The following is a 22,028-nucleotide window of genomic DNA, read 5'->3' on the forward strand; positions in this document are numbered from 1 at the left end:
ACAAACCTGCACATTTCTAGAATTACGGAATTATTTGCGATTGATTTATCAACTGCAACTTGCTCGGCAGTCCGAAAATCTATATATCCAGACTTATGGAAAAATTAGCTCTCTTAGAGGCGTTTGCAGCCATCGCGCAAATCACCCGGCTTGATGCTTTGCGCCTTCTTCTGAATCATTCACCAGAGGGGTTGCCGTCAGGCGACATTGGGAGGTTGCTCGATATACCTCAAAATACGATGTCGTCTCATCTCAATGTTTTGAAGCGCGCCGGACTGGTCCAGACCCAACGCGCCGGCACTACGATCATCTATCGACCCAATACCGAGCTTGTCTGGAGGCTGGTGGAGTTTTTGGCGACGGACTTTACCCCCTTGGTAGACCGCTCTCCTGCGATCGGAGTCACCCCCCCTCATGAGGCACCGCGTGTTTTCAATGTGCTTTTCTTATGCCGCGCAAATTCGGTCAGATCGATCATGGCAGAGGCCATTTTGCGCAAGATGGCCCCGACGCGATTCAACGCGTTCTCTGCCGGCAATCTCCCGGCAGAGGGAGTGCACCCGATGACACTCGTGACGCTTCAGAAGATGGACTGTCCGGTTGTGGACCTGCGACCCAAGAGCTGGGACGAATTTAGGGGCGTTGACCGTATCGCTATGGATTTCGTCTTCACCGTTTGCGATACACTGACTGGAGAGCAATGCCCCTCCTGGCCCGGTCAGCCCTTCACGGCTCACTGGGCCATTGATGATCCCTCGCTTGTTAAGGGCAGCGAGTTGCAAAGACTCGCTGCCTTCCGCAGCGCAGCGGGCGCTCTCACGAATCGGCTTTCCGTCTTCACCGCGCTTCCGATCAAGTCGATAGACAGGATGTCCCTTCAGTCGCAGTTGAAGGCAATCGGGAACACTGCGGGCTAGCCAGACTACTGCAGGCCGTAACCACGGCCCCTCACAGTACGAATCGCGTCTTTCTTGCTGCCAATGTTCAGCGACTTCCGCAGTCTTTTGATGCTTACATCGACGATGCGCTCATCCCGGCTCGTATCGTTCCATACCATCTCAAGAATCTCACGACGCGCAAATAGCCGCGACGGTTCCGTCAGCATCGTCTGCAGAAGACGATACTCCGTCGGGGCAAGATGAATCTCCCGCCCTCTTCGCGAAACCCTGTGCGCCTCAAGATTCAGGGATATCTCACGATGGTTCAATATCCTTGTCTCTGTCGAGCATGAACGCTCGAGGAGCGCGTTACTTCGGGCGAGGAGTTCTTGGACGGAGAAGGGCCGCGGCAAATAATCGTCAGCGCCGGCATCGAAAAGAGGCTTTGGCAGCGTCTCTCCACCCAGTACAATGATCGCCAACTGCCTTCTTCCAACATAGGCTCGCATCTTCGTGAATGACTGGCGCAGATTGGTAGCACGGCTCACAGAAGCGACAACGATGAGATCTGGTTGTCTTTCCGCAACCATCCGTTCACACTGCTCGGCCAGTCCACATACCCCTGCGATATAACCTTCCTCACGGAAGCTTGCTTCCAGGATCGAGCCAACGCCAATATCTTCCTGTATGATAACGACACTCGGCATGGCAATTACTCCATCGCCACGACAGTTTCGGCGCGAGGGCGATCAGCTGAAACATCATCCCCGGTAACGATGTACTCGACGGTTTCAGCCAGATTGGTTGCGTGATCTCCGACCCGCTCCAGGTTTTTCGCACAGAAAAGGAGATGAGCGCACGAGGTGATAGAACGCTGATCTTCCATCATGTAAGTCAGGAGCTCACGAAAGAGGCCGTTATAAAGCACATCGATGTGCTCGTCCTGGAGGCGGACTTGAGAGGCCATTTTCGCGTCGTTGTTCTGGAAAGCGTCGAGCGCACCTGCCAGCTGTGTCTTTGCGGCTTCGGCCAACGTGCTGAAGCCGGCGGAGACAACGCCCCTGTTAAGCGAAGTATCCATGATCGCAGCGCGCTTGGCGATATTCTTGGCAAGGTCGCCCACCCGCTCCAGGTTGGAAACCATGCGCATTGCCCCGACGATCCGTCTCAGGTCGTTAGCGACGGGTTGCCTGCGGGCAATAATTTGCACGGCCGCCGCCTCAGCGGTTCTCTGCATCGCATCGAGTTGAAGATCGGCTTTTACGACCTCATCTGCGAGCGTCGCGTCATTGCCGATGAGGGCATTGACGGATTTGTCGAGGAGCGCTGCAGCAATTCGCCCCATATCGGATACCTGTCCGGTGAGGTCCTGCAGCTCTTCATCAAAAGCCCTGATAGTGTGATCCATCGTCATGTTTCCCCCCTCAACCGAAGCGACCGGTGATGTAGTGTTGCGTTTTTTCGTTCTGCGGATTTGTGAAAAACTCGTTCGTCGCGTTGTACTCGGTCATCTCGCCCAGATGCATGTAGGCGGTATAGGTCGATATACGTGCCGCCTGCTGCATATTGTGCGTGACGATGACGATCGTGTACTGGTCTCGCAACTCCGCGATCAGCTCCTCGATTTTCGCGGTGGCGATCGGATCGAGGGCAGATGTCGGCTCATCGAAGAGGATGATTTCCGGATTGGGAGCGAGGGTACGGGCGATGCACAAACGCTGCTGCTGCCCTCCCGAAAGACCATAAGCTGACTGGTGGAGGCGGTCCTTCACCTCATTCCAGAGCGCGGCCCCCTGGAGAGCTTGCTCAACCCGCTCATCAAGAACGCTCTTCTTGGTGATGCCACGGATTTTGAGGCCAGCCGCAACATTTTCATAGATCGATTTTGGAAACGGGTTTGGCTTCTGAAACACCATACCGATGCTTAAGCGGATCAGGATCGGATCCATGCCTTGGGCTACCAGGTTTTTCTTTTCTGGCAGCAGTTCAATCGCGCCCTCGTACCGGTTGCCGGGGTACAGATCGTGCATACGGTTGAACGATCGCAAGAGCGTGCTCTTCCCGCAACCTGACGGGCCGATCAAGGCAGTGACATGTTTTTCCGCGATTGGCAGGTTGACCTTCTTGAGCGCGTGGAATTCTCCATACCAGAAATCGAGATCCCTCACTTCAGCGCGCAGGCGTTCGGGATGGATCAGAATGTTGCGCGCGGAACCTGCTTGTTGGCCCGCTCTGGCAGGCTTGATGGCAGTCGAAACGTCGTTCATTTTTTGGTCCGATCTCAGTTAGAGGCCAAGATTGCGTCGAAGCCTGAAGCGTATCCAGATGGCGACGGCATTCATGCCCAGCGTCATGAACATCAGGACAACACCAGTCGCGGCGGCATTGATGTGAAACGCTGCCTGGGGCCGCGATATCCAGTTGAACATCTGGATGGGCATCACGGTGAACGGCGCATTCAGCCAATCGAAGTTGATAAAGGGAAAGCTCGTATCGACAGGGGCAGGAGGAAGAAATGCGATGAAGGTGAGAGCGCCGATCGTGATGATCGGGGCGGTTTCCCCAATGGCTCGCGACAAGCCGACGATCGCACCCGTAAGGATACCGGGCCGCGCAGCTGGAAGAATGTAGTGCCACATGGTCTGCCACTTGTCCGCACCCAGACCGAAGGCGCCTTCGCGGATTGTCTGCGGTATCGCCCGGATAGCCTCTCTCGTCGCAACGATGACGATCGGCAGGATCAGCAGCGCAAGCACCATGCCCGCGACAAGAACCGTCCGGCCAAGATCGGCGAGATAGACGAAGAAGCCGAGCGCGAGCAGACCATAGATAATCGACGGTACACCCGCGAGATTGGTGACGTTAATTTCAATGACGTCGGTCATCCAGTTCTTCCTCGCGTATTCTTCGAGGTAGAGACCGGCGCCGACGCCAAGCGGTATCGCCAGCAGAGCCGTGACAAACATGACCAGGCAGGTTCCGACCCAGGCCGAAAGGATGCCGGCGTCTGCCGGTCGCCGTGACGGAAACTCGGTCAGGAAGGCGTAGTCGATCCGGCCCAGTCCGTCGTAGAAAAGGTCAGCTATCAACGCGACCAGAAAAGCCATCACCACGAACAGGATGGCGAGACCCATGCCGGCGAATATGAAGTCGTTGCGTCGTGCCCGATTGACAAGCCGGGCCTGGGAATCGATGTCCAGAGCCACGATTGGGCTGTCTGCGCTGATAGCCATCAGTAGGCCTCCCGGAAGCGGCGGCGAAGAAAGAAGCCGATGATGTTGAAGACAAGGGTCAGCACGAAAAGTGCGAGGCCTGCGGCGAAGATAGTCTGATACGCCAGCGAGCCATGCGGTAGATCGCCCAGGCTCATCTGTACGATGTAGGACGTAATCGTTGCAGCACCTTCGCGAGGATCTGCAGTCAGGTTAGGGTTCTGTCCTGCGGCGATTGCAAGCACCATGGTCTCGCCTACAGCCCGTGACATTCCGAGAAGATATGCTGCGGTGATGCCCGAGAACGCACCGGGAATGATGACCCTGAACGACGTCTGCAGTCTCGTCATGCCAAGAGCGTAAGCGCCTTCCCTCAATGAGGCTGGCACGGCACGCATGGCGTCTTCACTGATTGAGACGATGTAGGGCATGATCATGATGCCGAGCACAATGCCCGGAGCCAGGAGGTTGAATCCGGTCAGGCCGGGAATGAACGTCTGAAGCAGCGGAGTAATAAACAAGAGAGCGAAGTAACCGAAGACGACTGTTGGCACGCCGCCGAGCAATTCGAGTACCGGTTTGACGGTCTCACGTACGGCCGGGCGCGCATATTCACTGAGATACACTGCAAGGCTCGTTCCCAACGGAATTGCGATCAGGATCGCGATTCCGGCGGCCCAGAGGGTTGCCGTAAGAAGTGGCAGAATGCCATAGCGCGGCTGCGCGAAGACCGGCGTCCATTCCGCATCAGTCAGGAACGTCCACAAGGAAACTTCCGTGAAGAAATTCCAGGACTCGCTGACAAGCACGTAAACGATGGCAGCGGTGACGAGCACCGAGAGAGCGGCGGACAGGAAGAGCAGCACACGCATCGATAGGTCGATGAGACGTCGCCGTTTCAGAAAAGCGTCACTTGGGATATAGGCGTCGAGCGTTGTTGGCATCTTATGCTCCGCTGGCGACAGCCGCGAACACTCGCGACTGCCGGGAGGGTTAGGATGTTAGTTGGCTGCGTCGGCGACCAGGTCGGTAACCGTCACGCCGACCTTGGAACCACCTGCGAAGTGGCTTCCGATGACGCGCTTTTCGAACTTCTTCAGAGCAAGGCCAGCGGCTTCGGCAGGCAGGGCGACGTAGCCGACCTCGCTGACGAGTTCTTGCTGGTTCTTGGCATCGAAAAGGAACTTTGCGAATTCACGCACATGTTCTTTTTCCTCAGCCGACTTCTTGGAAGCGTAGTAGAAAAGCGGGCGGGTGAGCGGCTGGTAGGTACCATCGGTGGCTGTCTCGATGGACGGCGCCACGCATGATCCATCGGCCTGCTTGATCTCGACGGCCTTTACCTTGCCGGCGTTTTCAGTCAGGTAAGCGAGACCGAGAAAGCCGATTGCATTCTTGTCGCCACCAACGCCCTGGATCGTGATGTTGTCGTCTTCAGTCGCCGTATAGTCGCCGCGGCTGGCATGCTCTTTGCCGTTGATGGCAAATGTGTAGTAATCATAGGTTCCAGAATCCGTACCAGCGCCGAAAAGGCCGAGCTTGGCGTCGGGGAATTCACCACGAACCTGGTTCCAGTTCGTAACCTTGCCCTGTGCTTCAGGCTCCCAGATCGTCTTCAGCTCTGCGACCGTCATGCAGGCCGCCCAGTTGTTCGCCGGGTTCACGATCGTCGCGAGAGCATCAATTGCGACAGGCAGTTCGATGAATTCGACGCCGTTCTGCTTGCAGAGTTCAATCTCGTCAGACTTGATCGGGCGCGAAGCACCGGTGATGTCGGTTTCGCCGCGGCAGAATTTCTTGAAGCCGCCACCCGTGCCGGAAGAACCAACCGTCACCAAGGTCTTGCCTGCCTGGGCCTTCTGAAACTCTTCAGCCATGGCTTCGGAAATCGGGAATACGGTGCTCGAGCCGTCGATCAGTACGGTCGGAGCCTGCTGCGCGAAGGACGGTGCGACGAGAACACCAAGTGCCAGGATGCCAGCTGCGGAATAAGCGAAGGCGGCGCGCGCCGGGCGAAAGTTTTTCGTTTTGTGTGTCATGACGACCCTCTGTGAATTCAGAAAAGCTGAACGCGACATCCGCGAACGCAGGGTCGTCATAGTATTGTTAGATGACAGTTTTATGTCAATCAAGTATAATATGGTATATCTGGATGAATTGATAATTGTTTGTCGAATTATATACTTTTCGTAACGGTATTTCTACGTTTATTGCTTTGAACTCTGTCTCGGGCGTGCGGCCCGCATCGCGCCTCTGACAGGGCGAGACCAATAAGTTACCCAAAACGCTCCAGCAAGGCAACCACAATTCCAGATTTCTGGATATTTAGTGATTTTCACAAAACTGAAGCGTGATCGTAATAGGGGTCGTGTGTGGATGCCCCCGTTTATGCAAGAAGTTTTTTGAAGCTATATGCATGCGATCGGTTGCGGTCGTGTGTCAGGCCTCTCAATTGCGGCTTTCACACGCCGCGGGCCAGTATGGCTCGTTCGCAGATCAGGTCCAAATCGTTTGCGCGGGCTCAAAACACCCGACCCCTAGCTGGTTTTCCTGTTCACGTTCTGGTCGATCGATTTCCATATCCTTCTTTGCACTTCTCCCATTCAGGAGCCGTTCGCTTTCAACGGCATATAGGAGATTTAGATAGCAGGCGTCAGACTGTAAGCTTCTCCCTTGGTCACCATAGCCCAAATTCGCCGCGCCATCTTATTGGCAAGCGCAATCGCCGCAACAATCCGCGGTTTTCTCTTCAGCTTGTCCTGCAGCCAGCCGTCGGCTTTCCGCTTGTATCGGTGCATGCTGGCGATCACACTCATAGCTCCTATAATCAGTAACTGACGAATGTCGCGCTGCCCCATCTTCGATGTTCGTCCCAATCGCTCTTTCCCGCCCGACGAGTATTGCCGTGGAATCAGCTCCAGCCAGGCTGAGAAGTCTCGACCTGATTTGAAGGTATCCATGGCAGGAGCGAAGGCCTCGACTGCCATGGCGCAGATCGGCCCCACGCCAGGCATCGTTTGAAGTGTCCTGGCCGTCCCGCTTTCCCGGCTGACTTGCCTAATCTTCTGCATCATCTGCTCGATCAGAATGGTAAGTGCATCGATGCGGTTCAGATGCAGGTTGGCCAAGTCTCTTGCAAGCTCCGGTAAGTCGTTGCACGGATCGTTGATGATCTCTGGCAAGCGCGGAAGGTTGCCGATCCCCTGGGGTGCAATGAGCCGGACTTCGTGGCCCATTTTCGTGAACTCTCGAGCCCAATAATGCGAAGTAGCACAAGCTTCCATAGCGACAACACAACACGATCGATCCGACATCAATTGACGAAACTGCGAGCGGGAAAGCTTTTTTCGGAAGACCATGGTCCCATCAGCGGCTGCTCCGTGGAGCTGAAATACGTGTTTTGCCAGGTCAACGCCAATTGGTGATTTTTACAACACCAGTTTGGCACATTGCGATGCCGTTCGAGGAGGGGGCATCCACGCCATCACAACCTAATAACCTGTTCTGTTGAAGGAAGTGCAACAGGTATCACGCGGATGCGTCCATTGTTGTGGTTTTATCACGGAGTAAGCAAATGGAAACCACCGATACTGGCAGAGATACCAAAGCCGATCCGAGAGACAGATCAGGTAAAACAAACGCCGTATAGAAGATCGATGCGCAATCCAGGCTGGCAAGCCAAAGTGCGAAAATCGTCAAGGCTACGCAAAAGAAAAGCACCGCGATTTCGAAGCTTGCGACGGCTCGACGGATTCGGAAAAGTCGTAAGACAAACGGCAGCGAAAAAAGTGCAAAAGCACCGATCATCGCATCGTCATCCGAGCCCGAACTGAATAGTTCCTTACAATAGAGCGGTCCCGTCGGTTCTGGAAATGCTAATCCCGGAGAGAGGGATTCGTAAGCAAGGCCAACCCAAATCATTATCGACAAGCTAAGCAGGTAGATTGTTGTAAAGCCTCTACAGATCATGAAATTCCAGTAGACCTTCCCAGAAGCTTTAAGAGCGTTCCGACAACTCAAAATCACTCGACGTTCTCGTTGCAAAATTTCGCCGCAAGAATCGGGATTTCGTGACGAAGTTTGCGACAACTTGTACTCCGTCTTCTAATGGACATGATATTGCAGGCGGGAGTCATCTTCGTCGCTTTTCACAGAACATTGACGGCGCGAGAGCGTGAAAACGTTTTATATCTCTGGCTGGATCCGCGCCGCTTCGGCCTCCGCGGCGACAACGAGAAGTTACGCGGTCTGCGTACCGGACAACCCTGAAGGAGAGGAGTATGTCTTGGTCACCCAGTTCATGGCCATAATACCGGTATCAGTCCCGAAGTCCCCAGTTGCAAACTTTTCTGCATCGCATGACGAGATTGTGGCTGCCCTTTATATGGTATTTCATGGTTTCTGAACTCTACGGCTCGATTACTCCGCCTGTGCGACCACATCCACGACTGATTGCCAGTCAGAAATTCTTTGCCAATGCCGGTTGGTTTGCCGATTGGCCTTAAATATTCTGCTCCAGTATCAGCTGTCGCCAGGTTACCGTTGGTGTTAGTTTTTATCGGGTTGTCCCAATTATTCCAGAACAGGTCGTTGCAGCACACCATTCATAGTATTTAGATACGACATCAAGGCTTTCGTCCGATCATCGTTGTAACAGTCTCAACCTTGTCGAGCCAATCGGCGGCGGTCTCATCGGTCCAGGCCACAACGGCTCGAATCCTGTCGTACTCCTCTTGAACATTGCGCCTGAAAATTGGCTCGTGATGAGCGATGCGATTGCGCAAATCGCGGATTCTCGCGAGTCGATCAAAGCCCTCGGCTCGCAGTTGCTGGATAGTTTTCAGCGGATCCGTATTCGGAAAGACTGTCTTGAACTGCTTGTTCCAGATTACGGCATCATGGCTTTTCGTGAACATGCGCTCCCAGAAGACAAACTTTAGTTCGGCTACAATCTTCCCCGACGTCGGTAGCCTGCTCAGGCCAAGTAGATCCCGGCGTGGACTATAGCCGATCACCGGGTTACGAAGACTAATTTCGAAGCCCTTTTCCCAAGGCCAATTCGGACCGTAGGTTCTCTCGATCGCCGTGACTATTGAATTGCGAACGCTGACTTCACATATCTGAAGCGGAACAAAGAACGCCGCCGACAACTCCATATTCCAGCGATAGAGTTCAAGCGCGGCCTCTTTATTACTTGCCTTCTCCGCCAGATAAGTCGCAAACCGTGGCGCTGATAGCACCGTGGGGAGACTATGGATTTCTTCGGGTGTGAAAGGCATTGCGTCATTCCTTATCGAACTGTCGACGTTGACAGCGACGGCAGTTCGGACTAAATTGGTTGTCGAAAGGCGCGTGAGGTCGCGGGGTAACACCACCCTCATCGTCATACGATATAAAGGAAAGGCCCGCCTCTGGCGGGTTTTTCTCGTTTCTGACCCAGATCATTTTGCAGGTTCCGCCGAAGGGCCGACCCGCTCTTCCAATCTTTCAGAACCGTTTTCCGAATTTGCTGCCTGCGCCTTGTTCTGAGCGTCCAAAGCTGCCAAATATTCCCTATACGCTTCGATCTCGCCGAAAGCTCCAATTTCTATCACACGATCAATAAAGCGCGCATAAAGCCCCTCCTGGATCTTTCCCTTTTGGTACAGTGATTCGACGGTCACATTGGGGTTGATGAGCATAACGTAATGGAAATCGCCCGAAGGCCCTTTCTTACAGGCGATGAACCCTAGATCACGAAGTGCCTTCATACGCTTTCGCCACGTATCCACCGCGCGCTCACCCGTAAACCCCGCCTCGGCGGCAAAGGTTGTCGGGTTCTCAATCGACACAAACGGAAAATCCGGAGCGCGCGCCCAAAGCCCAAAAAGTGTGTGGCCCGCCGGGCTACCTTTTGTCTGCGCGTCAATAGCCTGCATGGCGATTGGCATCGTCCTGGGAACCGTCGTAAAGCCGTCATTGGTTTTGCGATGCCAGAGAATTGTCGGTGAGGTGCCGGGGAAATGCAGCTCCAACTGCTGTTGCGCCCTCTCTGCCATCTTCAGCCGTTTGACCGAGGCCTGTCGTCCATTTGCCATTTTCGTAATCCCTGTTTGTTTCCTTGACCGGACAATGACGGAACGCCTCGTGCTCCGCAATGAGGGAATACGCGCTTCAGATGTCACCTTCCACTCAGCTCAATCGCTCCTTTACTTCATCGAAGTTGAACAATATAGAAGCATTTGTATGGCTCTATTGCGCCAAATGGCGCAGAAACATAGAGAAAAATTTGTGTTTTCAGAAGGTTACGGGATGCTTGCGGTGCTCACCGTGTTCCGGTGCTGAGGTACTCCCCTGTTCTCCCGCTGCTCCTGGGATTATCAAGGGGTGTAATAGAGAGCTTTCACGCGAGAAATTAATTTATGAGCCAACAATTCTGTTGCCGATCCAATCAGCTGCTCTACTCATCCTATTCGCTTCACTGGCCAGGCGCGCGCGTCGTAGCAGTGCGCCAGGGCTTTCCTGCCCTTTCACCCCGCCACTTCTCGTTACCGGCCTTATCAAAGGCGACCACCGTTACGGCATCCACGTTTCGGTATTTCTGCGTCTCATTCCATTCCCAAGCGAAACTGACAGTCTCGCCTTTGAAGACAAACTTGCCCGACCACGCTGCTAAAAAAGAATAGGTTTCGCCGCCGATCGTTAAAACATGTTGGTGCCAGGCCCGCTTGTTGCCGCCTCGACTCGGTGGTCGATACTTGTCCTTAAGATAGACGGCGTAATCTTCGACATCAGCCTTTTCAATCTTCACTTCGATTCGCTCCTAAGTTGCCGGATAAGATTGCCGGCCCCGCGTTTTCGCAGAAATGTTTTCATTGCCTCAGATACTGGCGGTTCGATATCGAAAACGCCGAAGCGTTGACAAAACCGATCCCATTGCTCACTAAGTTGCCCAACGCGTCGCGCACTAGGGCAAAGCCATATCCAATCAAGACGCCAAGGACGCTCTCCCGTAGATCGCTTCGGGCGGAACGCGCATGCTCCAGTAATTCGTCCTTCACTGTCACAAAACAGAAAGCCAATCGCTTCCGGATCGCTTTCCACAGACCATTGGGTAAAATCATATCCGAATTCACGGCGAAACAGTCGCGCTCGCTCGTAGACCGCCTGCCGTTTCCATTTTGGTGAATCTACATCAACCCAGGCTGCATCAAAATCACGCTTTATGGCTAGGATAAACTGGCGACGAGGCTTTGGTTCCGCAGTGGCAGCCCAGCGTCGATGGCTTCTTCGATGCTCACGATCATCGAGACGCAAGCCCTTAACATAGGTCATGCCGCAATCTGGACATTCGACGCGTTGCGTGGGCTTCGGTTTGCGGAATTTCGGGGCGCGGACAGTAAGCGACATAGCTATGCCGTCGTCATCGGCTGTATACGCAATGCGGTAGCCGCCCTCAGTCTTGTGCTTTGTCGTCGACATCCCACGCCATCTACGATGAGGTGCAACTACGGTGACAGAATTCATACGGTGACGATTCTTGTCGTAGAACAGCACAGATATTTCCTCGTCCGTGACATGGGATCGCATCTCAAGCGCGGGCCTGATCCGGCTGCAAAGCGACGAAACATCGATACAAAATCCTAGCCGCTCCAGCCAGATGCACAGAGCGGCGACATCAGTTGTCGCAATCTTCTGATATCCGGTCACATCATCATTGCGGCGTTCGGGACGCGGAAAAACTGCGCGACGCGGAATTCCGAGCTTCTGCGGCAACGAGGCTAAATCCACAACTATTGGAGGATCCAGTCGACGATCCTGCAGAAGCAGAAAATCCTCGAATTCGCTATCAGAGACCCAACCAGTTGCAACCATCCGATCTTCCATCCCGGTCGCAACCCAGGAGCTCTTCGGTGCAGGCTGCTGCAGAGCCTGCCAAATTGCCTTAATTACCTCTGCCTCTAATTCCATTCGCCCAATCCATTCCGCTTCGTCGCATGTAAACAGCAGCGTCGCCAACCCTATGCAAGGTGGATAACTCGCGTGTCTGCAGTATCGACCCTCAGCCCGACTCAAGACCACTGATCCTGAAAAGTCGCTCGAAGAATAATGTCAGGCGGTCAGGATGATCGCCTCGCACCAGTTCGTTTGAACCGAACCGAAAAACCTCGTATCCTGCAAGTCTCAGCTCTCTATCGGCAGAAACCATGTCTGCGTAGACAGCGAGTGACGGCTCGCCATTATTGCTGAAATGCTGGCTCCCATCGACCTCTATGACAATGCGCTGTCGCTGCGGCAGCAGCAAAAGGAAATCCATACGTTGTCGCGGCAGCGGTAGCCTGTGCCGCAACAGCTTCACGATTGCCGGGTCATAGTGGAGATAGACCTGTGGGATCAGTGCCGGCAACGCCGGGCCCATCCGATCCCTAAATCCCTTGAAATAGGCGGCAAAGAGATTGCGCTCTCCGTCGGACGCCAACGATTGGCCCAGACGCACGCCCAGCTCCCTTGCAGGCTCCGTGCCTTTGCATTCCGGATGCGTCCGCCACCAATCCACCAGCTCTGCCCATAGCAGGCCTCCGGTTCCAAGCGGTCGATCATAAACCAGACAGTTCTCCTGTCCTGACAGGATCACAATGTCATTGTTGATCGCGTCAGCAAATCCGATCTCCGGTTTCGGACCGCGCGAGGCGAAGACGAGGTTCTTCGCTTGCCCATCGACGCCGCGGCGAATCGGCTCCAGTTCGTAGACTGGATACCCGGATTCCTCTCCGGCGCGCACCAAATGGTAGCGGTCTCGTGAGAGAATCTTGTTAAGTCGCTCGACAATTTCAATCTGTTCGTCGCCTCGGCGGGCGAGAGGATGGACAGCGTCACATAGTAACCGGGCAAAACGTGCACGCGAACACTGAAACGCTCCGATTTGCTCGAAAAGAAATTCGACCGTCCAGTCCCGTTCGTAATGAACCATGTGCCGAATGATCTTGTCGCGCAAACTGTTTCCAGATGTGCCCAGCATATCATCAAAGGGCGAGCTTATGACAAAGTGCCGCTCTATCATATCGATCAATGGCCGATCGCCGGAAAGATCGTGACCGAATTCCTTGGCGATATCACGTCGCGTGATTTCTGTGATCGGAGGCGTATGCTCTTCGAGCACCCTTCGGGCCGCCTCGTCTAGGTGGAAGTCGTTCAAACGAAGCGCCAAGGAGAGTGCAAAGTCGGCAATAGCTTTTTGAGATAAATCGCCGAGAACAGCGTTGACGCGATCACGCTTCGACCATCCCTCCCTGACCGGAATGATGAACCCTAATTCGCAAGGAAGCCCGTTCGTAAGCTGCTCGTGGGTCATGCCCAGCAGTTTGTTCGAAAGCAGATTGTAAAGGTTGCCCACCATTTGCCGGTTCCCTCCCCCCTCGCCTATCATAGGCGCCCCGTCTTCCAGCCGATGATTCCGTTGAGAGATACTAAAGCCAATACCATTGAACAACGAAACCAAATTTCCGAATGCCCATTCCAATACGCATTCGTCCAATAAGCAGAACAAGCAGATATCTACGTACTTCGATGCTCCCAACGTTTTGCGAATAGCAGCCAAAGAAATCGGCAAGCGCGGTTTACAAAATGAAACCTGGTTGACAAATACAGAAAAAAGCCCACTATCCGAGTATCAGGAATCGGAGTGTGAAATGGCAAAGAACTATCCGTGGGATTACCATGCCGACCTTACCGAAGAGCGCCTGCGCGAAGTCGGGGCAATGATCGTCGATGGACGACATGCCGCGCTTGATCGTTTTGATGCGGAAGCTGGCGACAATGGATGGACGCACGGATGTCGAGCGTTTCAGTTCAGCCGTCACCGTATTCTGACAGCGGTCGATAGCGGTGAATACCCTTGGCTCTCTGCCATTGATCGCAGTTCGCAGTTGGTTTTCAAAATTGGTGAAGTTCCGATACGGATATATAAAGGTCTCGCCGAAGAACCGACAGGGCGCACGTTACGGCAGAGCCATGGCGAACTCTTGCAGTTGGGAATGCTTTTTGCAGAGCACGATGAAGGACATGACCTTGCATATCGTTTTGCGGTCGAAACAGATATCGAAGGTAGTGTCATCGCGGTTAATTTCGTTGGACTCCATGGGCAGACCGCTGTTCTGAACTGGCAAGTACCTTTCGATAGTACTCTCGGATTCTCTGGTACGGTGGGTCGGGAAGCTTCTGAAAGCGTTGAGCTGGGAGCTCCGCGCGTTGGACTGCGCTCTGATCGTATTGAAAAAGATGGCGGCGCAGATGACTGACAGCGCCGCTTTTATTCCGAGCTAAATCATGCCCGCAAACGAAAACTTTGAAGGCGAGCAGCTGCGGCTCGCCCGCCTCGCGCACGGCTTCACTCTTGATGAGTTGGGAGAACGGGTCAGTGCAACCAGGCAATATCTCAATCAGTTGGAGCAAGGAACGAAGCTGCCTACCGAACAGATGGTGGAAGCGTTAGCAGCAGCAGTCGGCGTTACACTGCAGTTTTTTGGGATGATAACGAAAGACAGCGTACGCCCGGAGCAGTGTCATTTTCGCAAACAGAGAACCACTCCAATGTCTGTCGTCAGCCAGGTGCTGGCGCGCGGCACACTTCTCAGCAGATTCATCAACAGTCTGGATCGAGAACTCGAACTTCCGCCCGTATCTTTTCCTGATATTCCGATCAAAAGCTCGCTCGATATAGAAGAAGCCGCCGAGGAGGCGCGTCGTCGTTGGAAACTCGGGTCAGGTCCGATATCCAACATGATACGCGTTGTTGAGAACGCGGGCGCTGTTGTCAGTTTTTTCGGCGGTGTATCGGAGCGGGTTGATGCGCTTTCCATTGATCGCTCACGACCCATGATTATCAGAAGTGAAGCCAAACCCGCTGCGGTGCGTTTAAGGTTCGATCTGGCGCACGAATGCGGCCATCTCGTTATGCATCGGGGCATTGAGACCGGAGATAAAGCCACTGAGAATGAAGCGAACCGGTTTGCCAGTGCATTTCTGCTGCCAAGGTCGTCCTTCATTCATGAATTTCCACGTGGGCGGGCTCTCAATTGGGGCCGGATTTACGAGATGAAAATGCGTTGGAAAATCTCTGCTGCCGCGATCATCCGTCGGGCCTATGATCTCGGCATGATTTCTGCAGATCAGTACAGGACTGGTTACATACACCTGAGCAAGACCGGTCAAAAGAAAGCGGAACGATATGATAACGAGATCGTTTCCGAGGAGCCCGAACTTCTTCAGTCCGCAATGGCAGAACTGGAAAAGGCATATCCGGGATCTGTTCGCCGACTAGTATCAGAAGCGGGACTGGAAGAAGAAATGTTTTCCAAAGTATCTGGGCTCCGTCTTCCTGAATCAACCGTTTTTGAAGACAGAACGATCGTTCCATTTCCTCGGCGTTGATTTTTTAAGTTACTGATAAAAATACATCAAAATCCCATAAAGAAATAGAACTGACCTATTGATTTCGTTACCGTGACGTTAACCATACGGGCAATTAACCTCCGATAAGTATACGTTATCGAAGCTTATTGATTTCAGACCGCAAATCTGTAAAAATTGGAGCAACGCCGCGCCGCAGAAAGCCCGCTTTCAAGCCCATTAGGGAGTTTTGATCTGTGACCACATCGCCCTTCTTCGCCGTCGAACGCCGCGCCGAAACACTCGATACGATTGCCGCCGTTTTGCCGATGAACCGCCGCGACATGCTGGCCGAGGTTCTGACCGATCAGGATGTCGAGACGCTGCGCCATCTGGTCAATGAAGGCATGGGCGAAAACACGCTGCGCGCCTTGACCTCAGATCTGGCCTATCTCGAAGCCTGGTCGATGGCTGCCACCGGCAATCCCCTGCCCTTCCCGGCGCCGGAAGCCCTGCTCCTGAAATTCGTCGCCCATCACTTATGGCGGTCGCAGCAACGTGAGATCGAACCTGATCATGGCATGCCAACCGACGTGGAAGGGGAATTGCGCCAACGAGGCTTTCTGCGCGTGACGGGACCGCATGCACCAGCAACGGTGCGCCGGCGTCTGGCCAACTGGTCAACGCTGACCCGCTGGCGGGGGCTGGAAGGGTCGTTTTCTTCACCCGCCGTCAAATCCGCCATCCGCCTTGCGGTGCGCGCCCTGAACCGTCCGCGCAGGCGCAAGAGTGCTAATGCGATTACCGTCGATATTCTGGGCAAACTCTTGGCAACCTGTTCCGGCGAAAATCTGACAGCGATCCGCGATCGAGCCATTCTGATGGTGGCCTTTGCCTCGGGTGGCCGTCGTCGCAGTGAAATCGCCGGTTTGCGTATAGAACAGCTCGTCAAACAGACGCCCGTCACCGATGAGGACGGTTCTCCCCTACCCTCACTCGGCATTCATCTCGGTCGCACCAAAACCAGTGGTGCCGATCACGATGAAACTGTCTATCTGACCGGTCGACCCGTCGAAGCCCTGACCCGCTGGCTGGAAGCAGCAAGGATCGACAAGGGCAGCGTGTTTCGAAAAGTCGATCGCTGGGGCAATGTGTCGGTGCGGGCATTGGAACCGAGCGCCATCAACCGGATCGTCAAGCAGCGCGCGCAAATGGCGGGCCTTGATGCCACAGAATTCTCCGCCCACGGCCTGCGCTCTGGCTATCTCACCGAAGCGGCCAATCGTGGCATTCCGTTGCCGGAAGCCATGGAACAATCGCGTCATCGCTCGGTGCAGCAAGCATCCGATTATTACAACAATGCCAAGCGGCGCAGTGGACGCGCGTCGCGGCTGCTTTGAGGTTCAAGAGGGTTCGTCCGATTTCGCTGGTTGTCGAGAATGTTGCTGCCGCGAAGCGCAGCCCACATGATTTTTCCGACCCGATTGCGACCGTAAAGCATGTCGCAAATGACTACTTGGACCCCTAGCTGTAGATCTCCGCCATCTCAATCTGATACCGCGCCCAGGCAATTTTGTCGGTTTCATCGATATCAATCTCGAGATAGTCGTTCCGGACGCGCTTCAGTATTAGGTCGAGGGCTAAGCGCATATCGCATCTCGCCGCTTCTATTCGATCCCAACGTGCGGTCCCGACAGATCCATTTCCGCCCGACATTCGACTACTGAACACGTATCCTTCATTACCAGCCATTTCAGTATAGGCTTGATCTTCCGAGAAGGCTCGTCCCCAAGCATTCAGCAAAGATTCGACCGCTTCGGAGAGGCGGTCATCATAAAGGTGGAATGAGGTGCTGGTTGCTACACCGCGGAAGTGTTCGTAGAACCACAGATTCCGGTGTAAGATATGCTTAGGAAGCATTGAGACCGTCTGTGACACTGCCGGAACATACAGATGCTCCATGAGCCATCGAACCATTTGGACGTCGCGTTGATGTTCAATCTCATGGCGCGAAAGCCCTCGTTCTTGTGCTGGACGTTTTGGATCTTGCTCGATGATATCGCGTAGCGCTTTCTCGACGAGTTTCTCCAATGCAGTGCGCCCTACCTGATCCGACTTATTCGTCATGCTATAATTCGAAACGCGATGCTGTGCGAAGTCGAATGGCACTTCTCCCTTCTGCGGAGATCCGTTAAAGAGCATCACTGTTCTGGCCCAGCCTACGGCCGCGACCCCCAAGCCCAGTTCAAATGTAACGTTCGGATTCGGACAGGGGCGCTCGGCTTCAGTGGGTGTAATCGTGGTGATATCTGCGACTACGATATCGGCTTTCTCTATCTTTTCCCTGACGTTAACAGCAATGTTGGGCGCCCCACTGCTGCAACGTAGAGCTTCATCAATCACGATCTTCATCTCTGGCGACTTATTCTGAATTGCTTTTGCGGCTTTGCGAAGGGCTTCGCGGATGGCATTGCGGTGTGTGTCGGCGCTAAGATCGCTTTGCCAGCAGTTGAAAACTACGACTGTTTTCGAAGTTTCGGAGGCGTTGATCATAGCTCGTCTCTTTTTAAACGATGAAATCTACTGGAACAATCCGGATGGACGACGAGTCGTGCATCCCTAAAAAAGTTTGCATGGCAAGTCTCTTCGATCAATTTCCTACTCAGCCCGCGAAAGCCAGCTTGTACCGAAAGCTTCTGGCGCACTACATTTGCGGATGACCAAAGACTACACCATTGCGGCAGCCCCACCTTGGGCTCCCCTCCGAGAACGACATAAGCATTTCCCGCATTGTCAATTTGTAGGCTCATGCTTGCTTTTTGAACGTATGAATTCTGATTTCACCAAGAAGCGTGCTGCTGAATGACGAAATTATTTTGCGCTGCTTAAGCCAAGAAGCTAGTTGCCGGTTGACATCGGTATTCTCGAGTTTGGGCGATCTGCCGAATGTCGCGATATCTTGGAACGGCCCAGATAAACCACGAAGGACCTCGCGGACTTCGGAAGCCGACAAAGCAATGTGCAGCTTGTTGAAAAGTGATATCTGAATTCTTTCATCGTGCGAGTTCTGGATTACTGCTTTAACGAAATCCGACCCGTACATACTCAGTTCAATCGCAGATTTGTCGAGGATGGGACCAACGGCTGCTGCCACTGAAGGAGTCCCAGCGACATATGATGGTTCCATGTCATTGATTAATTGCAGCTTTTGGATGTCACTAATTCCGGTCTGCAAGAGCTTGCTACGGAATTCATCATCGATTATGTATTTATCTTTTTTTGCCAGATAGGTAGCAAAATTAGACGCTACGTACAAAATTTTTAGGTTTGCATCTGGCAGATCTCCGAAGATTTCCGGTGTAAAGCTGATTTTGTGCTCCGATATCAGGATCTTGATTTTATCCGCATCTACCTCTGGAATATAGTTGAAATGCTTCGGGAGCTGACGGACATACGTTTGATAGGTTTGCAAATCTAGAGCGTTATTTCCAACTATAAACCTGCGTAGATCGACAAATGTGTCGTCGCTTGGTATCGGCAGTAACGATAGCGTAGTAGCGGTTTCTTTATCCCGTAGATAGGCTGTAAGCAGGCCTTGATCGTATGCGTCGCTTTTCATGAAGCCAAAACAATTTTCCCACGAGAACTCAATTTGCTTCTCTTCCAAGACCGTTCGATGGAAAGCGGAGGGAAGTCCATCGAAGCCCGAAAGAATAACCGTCTGCTTTTTCAGAAAAGCTTCGCGCAACTCGAACTCAACATCATCACGGTTTAGCACTTCTAACAGAGCCACCACGTCCTCGTCTGTATTCCCCTCCTGCTTGAGAAGAACATCCCTTACGTAAACCTGAAAATCAGCATATATGCGTTTAAGCAATTCCAGGTCGTTTATTTCCTTCAGGGTCGAGAAGTGCCGCTTTTCCAAATCCTCAATTTTCTGCCAGTTGAGAATGTGAGCAACGATGTATCGAATATTGATAAGGGAAATGCGATAGAGACCATTTTCCGCAACAAATGCCAAAGCGGCTGGGAAATCCTCGAGATCACTGATGTCATCAATCTCAACACACAAGGAGCGCAACCGATCGTAATCAAAGTCGATCCCTTCCATGAGAACTTGGCTCGTCCGATCGGATAGAAACGACTGTAGCTTGGCCGAGTTTACCGGTTTCATCAGGATGTCATCCGGCATATAAGCTAAGATACGAGCTGCATGAGATACGCCGTCTGTCTCGGTTAAAGCGACGGCAGCAAAGCTCGGGAGCTGTACGGACAATGATTGTATGAACTTTTCGACCTGTTTGCCTTTCGCATAGTAACTGCGGAAGAATTCACTACAATCAGAAAAGTGCCCCCCTATGAAACTCATCGCACTGGAAATGCGCTGTCTATTGCCAACAAATTCCGAGAGTAAGTGGTCGACAATATACCGATTAAGCACATAGTGATGACCGAAATCTTCGTCCCTCATGGAAGCGACCACTTCGGCAATATTGTCTAATTGGAAATCCGGGGAAGGGGTATTGTAGCCGCGGATCTGAATGAGAAAACGATTGTCATTTGGGGATAAACGTCCCTTATGAAAGAGTGATATGTATTGGTAATATGTATCATCAAGATATCCCTCAAGAATTAGGTATTTAAGCAATTCCCGGTTTTCGCCGACCTCCGCGAAAATTTGTTCAATCAACTCGGCGCTTTCCCGGACAACTTCATTGAACCGACGGGTACGAAGACGTGCGAGCTCTGCCTTTAACTCTCGCAAACGCTTCGCCGAGGTTTCCTTAAATTCCGCCGCCTTAAGACCAATCTCTGCTTTTCTATCGGAAAAACTTCTTGTTGGATCTACTGCGGACTCCACAGGATTAATCGTTGCTTCTCGGTTGTAACCGTTGTGATCGCGGTATTTTATTGAATTTTGAGTAAGCGCCACTTCCAATAGAGTGCTCTCTGGAAGTTGCCCCAAAGGTATCTGCCCGTCTCCAATGAACAAAGACGAGACGTTTGCCGGTAGCTGCTCAAGCAGTGCCATGGCGTATACCCTGCGAAGTTCCGTTTGATCACGCAAAAGCTGCGCGTCTCCTCTCACCAGATTGCTTTCAATTTGAGTTCGTTGAGCGCGGATTTCTGTCTCTATCTTGGAAATATATTGATCATAACGGCCCAAAATCTGCGAAAGCACACCTTCTTGTCGATGCAACTCCGCGAAGTCCTTTGGGATGACATTCTTATAAATTAACACCGCCAAGAGTTTATTCGGATCGAGGAGCCCCTCACTATCAGCCTTTAGATTGTCTGAATAAACGACATATTCGTTGAAAATATTACGGATGAGTCGCAGATCCGTCAGATAACGTGAAACTTCTCGTACGAACTGCTTGTTTAGTCTTGTGTCGAGTTCAACGCGCGTCCCCTGCTCCCAGACCTTGTCGATAGAGTTCGAATGATTGATAATCGGAATAACGGGTACGATAAATTCAAAGAATTTCGTCCGGTCTGTGTTGCCAAAAATATCATCTCTTAGGGCGTATAGAAATCGTACTGGGCGTTTAATTCCTTCGTTGGCATTGATTAATCCATTGATCTCCCGAAGAGTGACGAATATGTCCGGGTTATCAAATCGATCAAGATCTTCGATTATGACCAAGTCGTAGTCCGTGGACTGAAAGAAGTATAAAATCTCGTCAAGATGCCTATTGAGTATAGACTCCTCGTTAGCAGCAGCAGGTGCAATCTGCACATCTTTTAGTGAGATGCCTTTCAGTGAGAGACCAAAGCTGGTCGTGTAAATACTGTGGATGGCTTTCCAGCAGAACGCAGCTACTACAGCGATACAAACGTAGCGGAACCATTTCGATAATTCCCACGGAACAAAAAATGACCCCGACAAAATCTCGGTCTGTTTTCCAAAGATATACCAACCGCAAGCGAAGGCTGCCGTAATCAGCAATGACCATAGAATTGAGAACTGCTTCGGCGTTTGTATTCGCTTGAAGCGGGAGAAAGGCAATTTATCGGCCTCAACGCCATAAAGTATCTGCTGGAGTATGCTCCGTTCGATCTCTTGTTTCGTTACGCGCACCCCTGCTGTATCACCTTCTGGAAGGAAAGAGGCCAGTGAGAGTTGCAGCGGCTTCCCTGGATACCTAACAAGATAAGACTTAATGACGCTGCTCTTACCTGATCCATAAGGTCCAGTGATAGCAATGTTAAGAACGTTGTCGTTGGTTGTAGCGTAATTTAGCGCTTCGAAATAGATTTCCGCGTTGTCTGCGTTTGCGCTCGGCGCAAGATCAACGAATTTGGCTTTCGACGCCGGCTTCGGTGGCTCGCACAACAAACGCCGAACATATTGAATCACGTTCCAAGGTTTCAATTTGCCCCCCAATAAAGCAATATCGTACAGCGTTACCTAGGATATTATCCTCGATCAAGTGGGCGTCGCCTTCGCACACAGCATCCTCGTTGTGTGTAGCGATCACTGGGATATTTTGGATATCCCGGGCGCGGGCAGCCCCAACGTCAACAAGACCAAGAAAGTGTGTCCTTAGTTATTGACTATCCGTCAAAA

20 protein-coding genes are annotated in these 22,028 nt (G+C 52.6%); 5 read left to right on the forward strand and 15 right to left on the reverse strand.

What is annotated here, in order from left to right; translation table 11 throughout:
* Positions 1-95 precede the first annotated feature (95 nt).
* Positions 96-917, forward strand: coding sequence for a metalloregulator ArsR/SmtB family transcription factor (locus FG152_RS22755; protein ID WP_125302912.1), 822 nt, complete (start codon positions 96-98; stop codon positions 915-917).
* A gap of 5 nt (positions 918-922) precedes the next feature.
* Here FG152_RS22755 and FG152_RS22760 read toward each other — a convergent pair whose 3' ends face one another.
* From FG152_RS22760 to FG152_RS22795, 8 genes are all read right to left on the reverse strand, one after another.
* Positions 923-1,585, reverse strand: a complete 663-nt coding sequence (locus FG152_RS22760; RefSeq protein WP_125302915.1) for a winged helix-turn-helix domain-containing protein — start codon at positions 1,583-1,585, stop codon at positions 923-925.
* A 5-nt stretch (positions 1,586-1,590) separates the two neighbouring features.
* Complete coding sequence (gene phoU, locus FG152_RS22765; RefSeq protein WP_125302917.1) at positions 1,591-2,292, reverse strand: phosphate signaling complex protein PhoU; 702 nt, start codon at positions 2,290-2,292, stop codon at positions 1,591-1,593.
* A gap of 10 nt (positions 2,293-2,302) precedes the next feature.
* Positions 2,303-3,145: a phosphate ABC transporter ATP-binding protein PstB gene (pstB, locus tag FG152_RS22770; RefSeq protein WP_353405324.1), complete on the reverse strand. Its 843-nt coding sequence runs from the start codon at positions 3,143-3,145 to the stop codon at positions 2,303-2,305.
* 18 nt (positions 3,146-3,163) lie between these two features.
* The gene (gene pstA, locus FG152_RS22775; RefSeq protein ID WP_125303199.1) at positions 3,164-4,111 is read right to left on the reverse strand and encodes a phosphate ABC transporter permease PstA; all 948 of its coding nucleotides are present in this window, start codon (positions 4,109-4,111) and stop codon (positions 3,164-3,166) included.
* Entirely contained in the window at positions 4,111-5,034 is a 924-nt protein-coding gene (pstC, locus tag FG152_RS22780; RefSeq protein WP_125303202.1) for a phosphate ABC transporter permease subunit PstC, read from the reverse strand. The genes pstA and pstC overlap by 1 nt, the downstream gene beginning before the upstream one ends.
* Before the next feature lie 57 nt (positions 5,035-5,091).
* Entirely contained in the window at positions 5,092-6,129 is a 1,038-nt protein-coding gene (locus tag FG152_RS22785) for a PstS family phosphate ABC transporter substrate-binding protein (protein WP_125303205.1), read from the reverse strand.
* Between the two features lie 600 nt (positions 6,130-6,729).
* Positions 6,730-7,509, reverse strand: coding sequence for an IS110 family RNA-guided transposase (locus tag FG152_RS22790; RefSeq protein WP_125303208.1), 780 nt, complete (start codon positions 7,507-7,509; stop codon positions 6,730-6,732).
* A gap of 109 nt (positions 7,510-7,618) precedes the next feature.
* A complete protein-coding gene (locus FG152_RS22795; protein WP_125303211.1) occupies positions 7,619-8,179 on the reverse strand; it encodes a hypothetical protein in 561 nt (186 codons plus the stop codon).
* Positions 8,180-8,264: 85 nt separating this feature from the next.
* Between FG152_RS22795 and FG152_RS22800 the strand changes: the two genes are divergently transcribed.
* Positions 8,265-8,495: a CcdB family protein gene (locus FG152_RS22800; protein WP_255414849.1), complete on the forward strand. Its 231-nt coding sequence runs from the start codon at positions 8,265-8,267 to the stop codon at positions 8,493-8,495.
* A gap of 220 nt (positions 8,496-8,715) precedes the next feature.
* On the opposite strand, the gene FG152_RS22805 is transcribed toward FG152_RS22800, so the two are convergent.
* From FG152_RS22805 to FG152_RS22825, 5 genes are all read right to left on the reverse strand, one after another.
* The gene (locus tag FG152_RS22805) at positions 8,716-9,369 is read right to left on the reverse strand and encodes a hypothetical protein (protein WP_094573457.1); all 654 of its coding nucleotides are present in this window, start codon (positions 9,367-9,369) and stop codon (positions 8,716-8,718) included.
* Positions 9,370-9,531: 162 nt separating this feature from the next.
* Complete coding sequence (locus FG152_RS22810; RefSeq protein WP_125303214.1) at positions 9,532-10,167, reverse strand: hypothetical protein; 636 nt, start codon at positions 10,165-10,167, stop codon at positions 9,532-9,534.
* Positions 10,168-10,547: 380 nt separating this feature from the next.
* Positions 10,548-10,880, reverse strand: a complete 333-nt coding sequence (locus tag FG152_RS22815; RefSeq protein ID WP_125303217.1) for a hypothetical protein — start codon at positions 10,878-10,880, stop codon at positions 10,548-10,550.
* The gene (locus FG152_RS22820) at positions 10,877-12,040 is read right to left on the reverse strand and encodes a C2H2-type zinc finger protein (protein ID WP_125303220.1); all 1,164 of its coding nucleotides are present in this window, start codon (positions 12,038-12,040) and stop codon (positions 10,877-10,879) included. Before FG152_RS22820 ends, FG152_RS22815 begins: the two co-directional genes overlap by 4 nt.
* Positions 12,041-12,131: 91 nt before the next feature.
* Complete coding sequence (locus FG152_RS22825) at positions 12,132-13,559, reverse strand: AbiJ-related protein (protein ID WP_498988570.1); 1,428 nt, start codon at positions 13,557-13,559, stop codon at positions 12,132-12,134.
* Here FG152_RS22825 and FG152_RS22830 point away from each other — a divergent pair.
* The 3 genes from FG152_RS22830 (at position 13,552) to FG152_RS22840 (ending at position 16,857) form a co-directional block, all read left to right on the forward strand.
* Entirely contained in the window at positions 13,552-14,367 is an 816-nt protein-coding gene (locus tag FG152_RS22830) for a hypothetical protein (protein ID WP_125303223.1), read from the forward strand. The two genes, FG152_RS22825 and FG152_RS22830, sit on opposite strands and share 8 nt — an antisense overlap.
* A 28-nt stretch (positions 14,368-14,395) precedes the next feature.
* On the forward strand, positions 14,396-15,499 hold the full coding sequence (locus tag FG152_RS22835) for a helix-turn-helix domain-containing protein (protein ID WP_185758045.1): 1,104 nt from the start codon (positions 14,396-14,398) through the stop codon (positions 15,497-15,499).
* A gap of 287 nt (positions 15,500-15,786) precedes the next feature.
* A complete protein-coding gene (locus FG152_RS22840) occupies positions 15,787-16,857 on the forward strand; it encodes a site-specific integrase (protein WP_275982884.1) in 1,071 nt (356 codons plus the stop codon).
* 124 nt (positions 16,858-16,981) lie between these two features.
* On the opposite strand, the gene FG152_RS22845 is transcribed toward FG152_RS22840, so the two are convergent.
* Together FG152_RS22845 and FG152_RS22850 are read right to left on the reverse strand one after the other, a co-directional pair.
* Positions 16,982-18,010 (reverse strand): hypothetical protein, encoded by a 1,029-nt coding sequence (locus tag FG152_RS22845; protein ID WP_256886594.1) that lies wholly within the window; start codon positions 18,008-18,010, stop codon positions 16,982-16,984.
* A 253-nt stretch (positions 18,011-18,263) separates the two neighbouring features.
* The gene (locus FG152_RS22850) at positions 18,264-21,833 is read right to left on the reverse strand and encodes a YobI family P-loop NTPase (RefSeq protein WP_353405317.1); all 3,570 of its coding nucleotides are present in this window, start codon (positions 21,831-21,833) and stop codon (positions 18,264-18,266) included.
* Between the last annotated feature and the right edge of the window lie 195 nt (positions 21,834-22,028).

This window comes from Ochrobactrum sp. XJ1 (assembly GCF_024701725.1).
Classification (GTDB): Bacteria; Pseudomonadota; Alphaproteobacteria; order Rhizobiales; family Rhizobiaceae; genus Brucella; species Brucella anthropi.

What these genes read in the sequence shown, in the direction of transcription:
- FG152_RS22845 (WP_256886594.1), bottom strand. Translation starts at nt 18,010, where the DNA reads ATGATCAACGCCTCCGAAACTTCGAAAACAGTCGTAGTTTTCAACTGC.
- FG152_RS22840 (WP_275982884.1), top strand. Translation starts at nt 15,787, where the DNA reads ATGAACCGCCGCGACATGCTGGCCGAGGTTCTGACCGATCAGGATGTC.
- FG152_RS22785 (WP_125303205.1), bottom strand. Translation starts at nt 6,129, where the DNA reads ATGACACACAAAACGAAAAACTTTCGCCCGGCGCGCGCCGCCTTCGCT.
- FG152_RS22810 (WP_125303214.1), bottom strand. Translation starts at nt 10,167, where the DNA reads ATGGCAAATGGACGACAGGCCTCGGTCAAACGGCTGAAGATGGCAGAG.
- FG152_RS22820 (WP_125303220.1), bottom strand. Translation starts at nt 12,040, where the DNA reads ATGGAATTAGAGGCAGAGGTAATTAAGGCAATTTGGCAGGCTCTGCAG.
- FG152_RS22805 (WP_094573457.1), bottom strand. Translation starts at nt 9,369, where the DNA reads ATGCCTTTCACACCCGAAGAAATCCATAGTCTCCCCACGGTGCTATCA.
- pstC (WP_125303202.1), bottom strand. Translation starts at nt 5,034, where the DNA reads ATGCCAACAACGCTCGACGCCTATATCCCAAGTGACGCTTTTCTGAAA.
- FG152_RS22755 (WP_125302912.1), top strand. Translation starts at nt 96, where the DNA reads ATGGAAAAATTAGCTCTCTTAGAGGCGTTTGCAGCCATCGCGCAAATC.
- FG152_RS22835 (WP_185758045.1), top strand. Translation starts at nt 14,396, where the DNA reads ATGCCCGCAAACGAAAACTTTGAAGGCGAGCAGCTGCGGCTCGCCCGC.
- pstB (WP_353405324.1), bottom strand. Translation starts at nt 3,145, where the DNA reads ATGAACGACGTTTCGACTGCCATCAAGCCTGCCAGAGCGGGCCAACAA.
- phoU (WP_125302917.1), bottom strand. Translation starts at nt 2,292, where the DNA reads ATGACGATGGATCACACTATCAGGGCTTTTGATGAAGAGCTGCAGGAC.
- pstA (WP_125303199.1), bottom strand. Translation starts at nt 4,111, where the DNA reads ATGGCTATCAGCGCAGACAGCCCAATCGTGGCTCTGGACATCGATTCC.
- FG152_RS22760 (WP_125302915.1), bottom strand. Translation starts at nt 1,585, where the DNA reads ATGCCGAGTGTCGTTATCATACAGGAAGATATTGGCGTTGGCTCGATC.